The sequence below is a fragment of the Solemya elarraichensis gill symbiont genome, from assembly GCF_002021095.1.
GTDB lineage: Bacteria > Pseudomonadota > Gammaproteobacteria > Chromatiales > Chromatiaceae.
Genome location: NZ_MPRK01000153.1, coordinates 1 through 4,317, shown reverse-complemented (window position 1 = coordinate 4,317; position 4,317 = coordinate 1). Strand labels below are relative to the sequence as shown.

Sequence of the window (4,317 nt, the reverse complement as noted above, 5' to 3'; positions counted from 1 at the left end):
CTCACGTTTGATGAGGAGTGGATGCGCCGTGTTGTCCTTGCGGCCGATAATCCAGACAGTGCCGGTGACTTTCACGCAGATGTAGCTACTGCAGCCGCCCATGTCACTCAACTGGGTTATGACAGTGAGGCCTATTTTTATCCAACGGATGATATCGGAGCGGTCCTGAGAGACGCCTCAACTTGGGAAAGCAGTGTGGTCGGATATATGGGGCATGGTCTGACAGGCAGGCTGGACAAGTTTCTGAAGAAAGAGGGCGTGGCTTCATTTGATAACAGCATAGGACAGGCACTGTTTCTGCCGTTAACCTGCAGTGCAGGCAACAGCAACTACCCTGGCTACAAGTCCCTCAGTGAGACACTGGTTTTTCCTGATCAGGCTGAACTTGATGTGAGCGGGCGTTTTCTCAAGGGAGCGATCGCCTCGGTTGCACCAACGGGAAAATCGCTGAACGCAGATGCCGGTGTCCTGGCAACGGCTTTCTACGACGCTGCGCTTGCCGAGCACCGTTCTTTGGGTGGCGCGGTGACCGCGATGCAGTCGCAGTCGGTTGGGCAGGTCAACGATTTTATGCTCAACATCTACTGGCTGCTTGGTGATCCGGCACTGGTGCTGAACTAATCCGATTTCTAGCCGAATTAACGGAATATCTGAGAGATAGCTTAATGGCAAATAATGAGAAGAAAGCGAGTCACCAGGATGAAACTGGCAAGCCCGCATGGGAGGCACCTGTCGTTATCAGTGTCGAGGTGATGGAGGTTATGGCATCATCTTGTGTAGCAGTGAGTGATGGAAATCCACCGTGTGATGGCGCTGCCAATCCTGGAAAAGATGTCGCCTGTGGCTGTGCAACCTACGGAAGTTGACCTTGCCGTGAACAGCAAGAGAGTTTTGTCGGAGAGCTGTTAATGAGCCTTGGTGCAATCACCATAGGTGGTTTTCAGCACCTGATAGAGGGTATAGAGCCGTCTCTAGAGACGCAAATAGAAAAGCAATATCAAGGAATTACCAGGTTATTCTCAAGCAATTCGGGCTGTGCTGGCCGGTCTGTATTTTGTAGTATCTGCTATCACGCATCCCTCGATAAGCAGCAAATAGAGCAGATGACGAGTGAAGGGTGGCGCTTCTGGAGTCCGCTTGGGCCGATAGTCGCAATAGCGGAACTGGAGTTCATCGTTGCACTCTCCCCCGACAGTCTGAACAACCGGCTCTATATTCAAACGCCTGAAATTCTTCTTAACCGAATCGTTATCGAAAACTATCTGCGCGTTGCGACTGCTCATCTCCTGTTGAAGCAGGGTGGCTGTCTGCTGCACAGTGGTGGATTCATTCATGATGGACTCGCGTGGTTGTTTGTGGGTGTTTCTGGCGCAGGCAAGACGACCCTGACTCGCATTGCTCATGAGGGCGGCGCCACGATTCTCAGTGACGATATTAACGTCCTGTTTCGGGATTCAGAGGGCGATTTTCTTGCTACCCCGGTTCCCTTTTCCGGTGAGTTCAGACGACAGCACAATATGACCGGTGGTTCAGGAGAGGCACTTCCCGTGGGCGGCATTTTTCGCATCGAAAAATCCGATAAGCTAATTATCAAGCCGCTGGAAGCTGTTTCACAGCAAGTCACCCTGCTGTCAAATATGCCTTTCGTCAATAACATCCCGGAATATGCAGACAATGTTGATGCTGTCGTGAGCACCCTGGCTAACAGGCATCCCCTGCAAACACTGCAATTCAGTAAAGAGCTGCAGTTTAATGAACTCGCCAGTGGATTGGCAAAATCTAGAATGGAGCAACAGCATGCAGCATGAAACACTTAACATTAGCAGCAGGGCACGATTTCGCACAGTCGGATCGGAAGGTGTCGTGGTACAGGTGGAACGCGGCGAGGTGATGGTTGTCAACGGTGTTGGTCTGCGCGTGCTGGAACTGGTCAAGGAGAGTGGTTCACGCAATGCCATTATTCAGCAGCTGTCTAGTGAATATGAAACAGGCAGCGCCAATGTGACACAGCAGGTTGATGACTACATCGAGGAGCTCTACGCCTGGGGCATTCTCGAACAGCCTGAAACAGTCCCCGGGGAGTAGTCAACATGTACAAATCGGTGGTCGCCAATATTCGTACCAACAGGCTGTTGCATGAGGTAATGCTCGAGTTAACTTTCGATTGCAATCTCGCCTGCTTCTACTGCTATAACGACAAGAGCGCTAATGGCAAGCCACTGTCGCTAGATCAGTACCGCGTACTTTTCGATGATCTCGAGAGAATGCAGGTGCTCGGCATCTCCCTGACTGGTGGAGAGCCGATGGCGCATCCGCATTTTTTCGAAATCGGGAAGATGGCTCGGGAGCGTGGATTCGTGGTGCGCATCAAGTCAAATGGCCATGCCCTGAGAGCAAAGGCTGTCGACAGGATCAAACAGGAGATGGATCCGATAAATATCGACATGAGCCTGCACGGTGCTTCGCTTGAAACCCACGACCGGCAAACCCGTGTCGAGGGCAGTTTCGAACGACTCATCTCCAATATCCGCTACATGAAGTCGGTCGGCTTGCGTACCAGCCTGATTACAACACCCACTGCCTGGAACTGGCACGAATTCGAACAGATGATTGATCTTGCCGAGGAACTTGGCGTACGTCTCTCCATGCAGGGCCCGGTGGCGCCGCGTGACAATGGTGACAATGAGCCATTGGAAATTCAGCCAACTGAAGAGCAATGGGAAGCGGTCAATGCGATTGCACGCAGACGACAACTTGGCGCTCGCAATCAACGCGAAACACTCAAAGCTCCAAGCGCACAGGCAGCTCTGAACTACAGTGCTGACAAGGTGCCGAAAAATTGCGGTTCCGGTCTCGACTCCCTTGTTATCGATCCATTCGGTGAAGTATTGACCTGTCTGCACCTGCGTTGGTCAGGTGGCAACTTGCATGTTCAGGATATCGAAAATATCTGGAATCACTCGCCGGTATTCAGAAATGCTTCGGACATGACCGAACGTGCTTTCGCCCAATTTGGCGATCAGCAACCTTCACTGTTTGGTGCACAGACCTTCTGTCCCGCGGTCGAGATCAACAGCGGTTGTGGTGGCTGCGGCGGTAAATGCGGAGGCGGTTGATGCCGGAAAAGGCGCATCAACACCAAGTGGTTTGTGAACTGCTTGCCTCACAACATGGGGGAGAGCTCTTCTCACTCTGCGTCAGCGGTAACTGCATGGATCCCCTGATCAGGGATGGAGACCAGCTGCTAGTGGCTCGCTGCTCCCGCTATTACCCCGGTGATTTACTGGTGTTTGCTGAAGGCGGGCGCAGGCTTGCAGTACATCGCTTGCTCGGTTGGGTGCCAGGCCGGAATGGTATGCGCGCAATGACGAAGGCAGACAATCGCTCTGCTATCGATGCACTGATTGAGCCACATCACATGGTCGGCAGGGTAAAAAGCGTGGCAGGTACGAGGGTATCTATTTCCCTGCTGCATAGAGGGCTTTCAATGCTCCACTATTGCTACCATGTCTTGCGATTCATTACACGCAAGTATGTTGAAAAGGCCTTCTCGCCGCGATAAAACTCGTACGGCTACAAAAAACGGCCGAAAATCGATATACTTCGCCTGTTAAAAATTTTCCAATACATATTGAATTAATAGAGGGGTACACAGGGTGTCTGCAGAAATTGATGATCAAGGCTTCGTACGCACGTTTGGGGTAGTTCTCGGTGTGCTTGTGATTCTGGCGGTTTTCTTTGCCATTATGGCGAACATGGTCGGTGGTGGTAGCGATGAAGATGCAGCTGGTGCAGAGATTGCCAAAAAAGCAGTTGCAGATCGTCTTGCGCCGATAGCCAGCGTTGCAGTCGCCGGTAAGGGTGCTGATGATGCAGCTGCAGCCCCGGCTGCGCCCAAGTCCGGTGCCGACGTGGTTGCCATGGCTTGTGCCGCGTGTCACACGTCTGGCGTTGCCAATGCACCAAAGATCGGTGATAACGCCGCATGGCAGCCCCGTTTTGATTTGGGAATGGATGCCATGATGAACACGGCCCTTAACGGTAGGGGTGCGATGCCTCCACGTGGTGGCAATCCGGCTCTGAGCGATGATGAAGTGAAAGCCGCTGTTGTACAGATGCTGAAGGATTCAGGTATCGATCCCGATGCACCTGCAGCAGCTCCTGCTCCAGTTGCTGAAGCTCCGGCTGCAGCTGCGGGACCGGATCTGGTAAAGGGTGAAGCAGTCTATAAAAGCAGCTGTTTCGCCTGTCATGGCATGGGTATTGCGGGAGCCCCCAAGTTGGGTGATGCGAATGCCTGGTCAGCACGTATTCCAC

Annotated in this window: 7 protein-coding genes; all 7 read left to right on the top strand. The window is 52.6% G+C overall.

The features are described from left to right. On the top strand, nt 1–621 hold a 621-nt coding region (locus tag BOW51_RS07920; protein ID WP_135568149.1), incomplete at its 5' end, for a C25 family cysteine peptidase. A 44-nt stretch (nt 622–665) separates the two neighbouring features. Beyond that, nucleotides 666–866: a hypothetical protein gene (locus tag BOW51_RS07915; RefSeq protein ID WP_078477215.1), complete on the top strand. Its 201-nt coding sequence runs from the start codon at nt 666–668 to the stop codon at nt 864–866. Between the two features lie 42 nt (nt 867–908). Next, nucleotides 909–1,808, top strand: coding sequence for a hypothetical protein (locus BOW51_RS07910; protein WP_135568148.1), 900 nt, complete (start codon nt 909–911; stop codon nt 1,806–1,808). Further along, entirely contained in the window at nt 1,798–2,085 is a 288-nt protein-coding gene (locus tag BOW51_RS07905) for a PqqD family protein (RefSeq protein WP_167367281.1), read from the top strand. The genes BOW51_RS07910 and BOW51_RS07905 overlap by 11 nt, the downstream gene beginning before the upstream one ends. Before the next feature lie 5 nt (nt 2,086–2,090). Beyond that, the gene (locus BOW51_RS07900; protein WP_078477212.1) at nt 2,091–3,116 is read left to right on the top strand and encodes a radical SAM protein; all 1,026 of its coding nucleotides are present in this window, start codon (nt 2,091–2,093) and stop codon (nt 3,114–3,116) included. Continuing rightward, nucleotides 3,116–3,562, top strand: coding sequence for a S24/S26 family peptidase (locus tag BOW51_RS07895; protein WP_167367280.1), 447 nt, complete (start codon nt 3,116–3,118; stop codon nt 3,560–3,562). The genes BOW51_RS07900 and BOW51_RS07895 overlap by 1 nt, the downstream gene beginning before the upstream one ends. Before the next feature lie 94 nt (nt 3,563–3,656). Next, nucleotides 3,657–4,317, top strand: a 661-nt coding sequence (locus BOW51_RS07890; protein WP_078477210.1) for a c-type cytochrome, incomplete at its 3' end; no start/stop codon positions are given.

What these genes read in the sequence shown, in the direction of transcription:
- BOW51_RS07915 (WP_078477215.1), top strand. Translation starts at nt 666, where the DNA reads ATGGCAAATAATGAGAAGAAAGCGAGTCACCAGGATGAAACTGGCAAG.
- BOW51_RS07910 (WP_135568148.1), top strand. Translation starts at nt 909, where the DNA reads ATGAGCCTTGGTGCAATCACCATAGGTGGTTTTCAGCACCTGATAGAG.
- BOW51_RS07905 (WP_167367281.1), top strand. Translation starts at nt 1,798, where the DNA reads ATGCAGCATGAAACACTTAACATTAGCAGCAGGGCACGATTTCGCACA.
- BOW51_RS07900 (WP_078477212.1), top strand. Translation starts at nt 2,091, where the DNA reads ATGTACAAATCGGTGGTCGCCAATATTCGTACCAACAGGCTGTTGCAT.
- BOW51_RS07895 (WP_167367280.1), top strand. Translation starts at nt 3,116, where the DNA reads ATGCCGGAAAAGGCGCATCAACACCAAGTGGTTTGTGAACTGCTTGCC.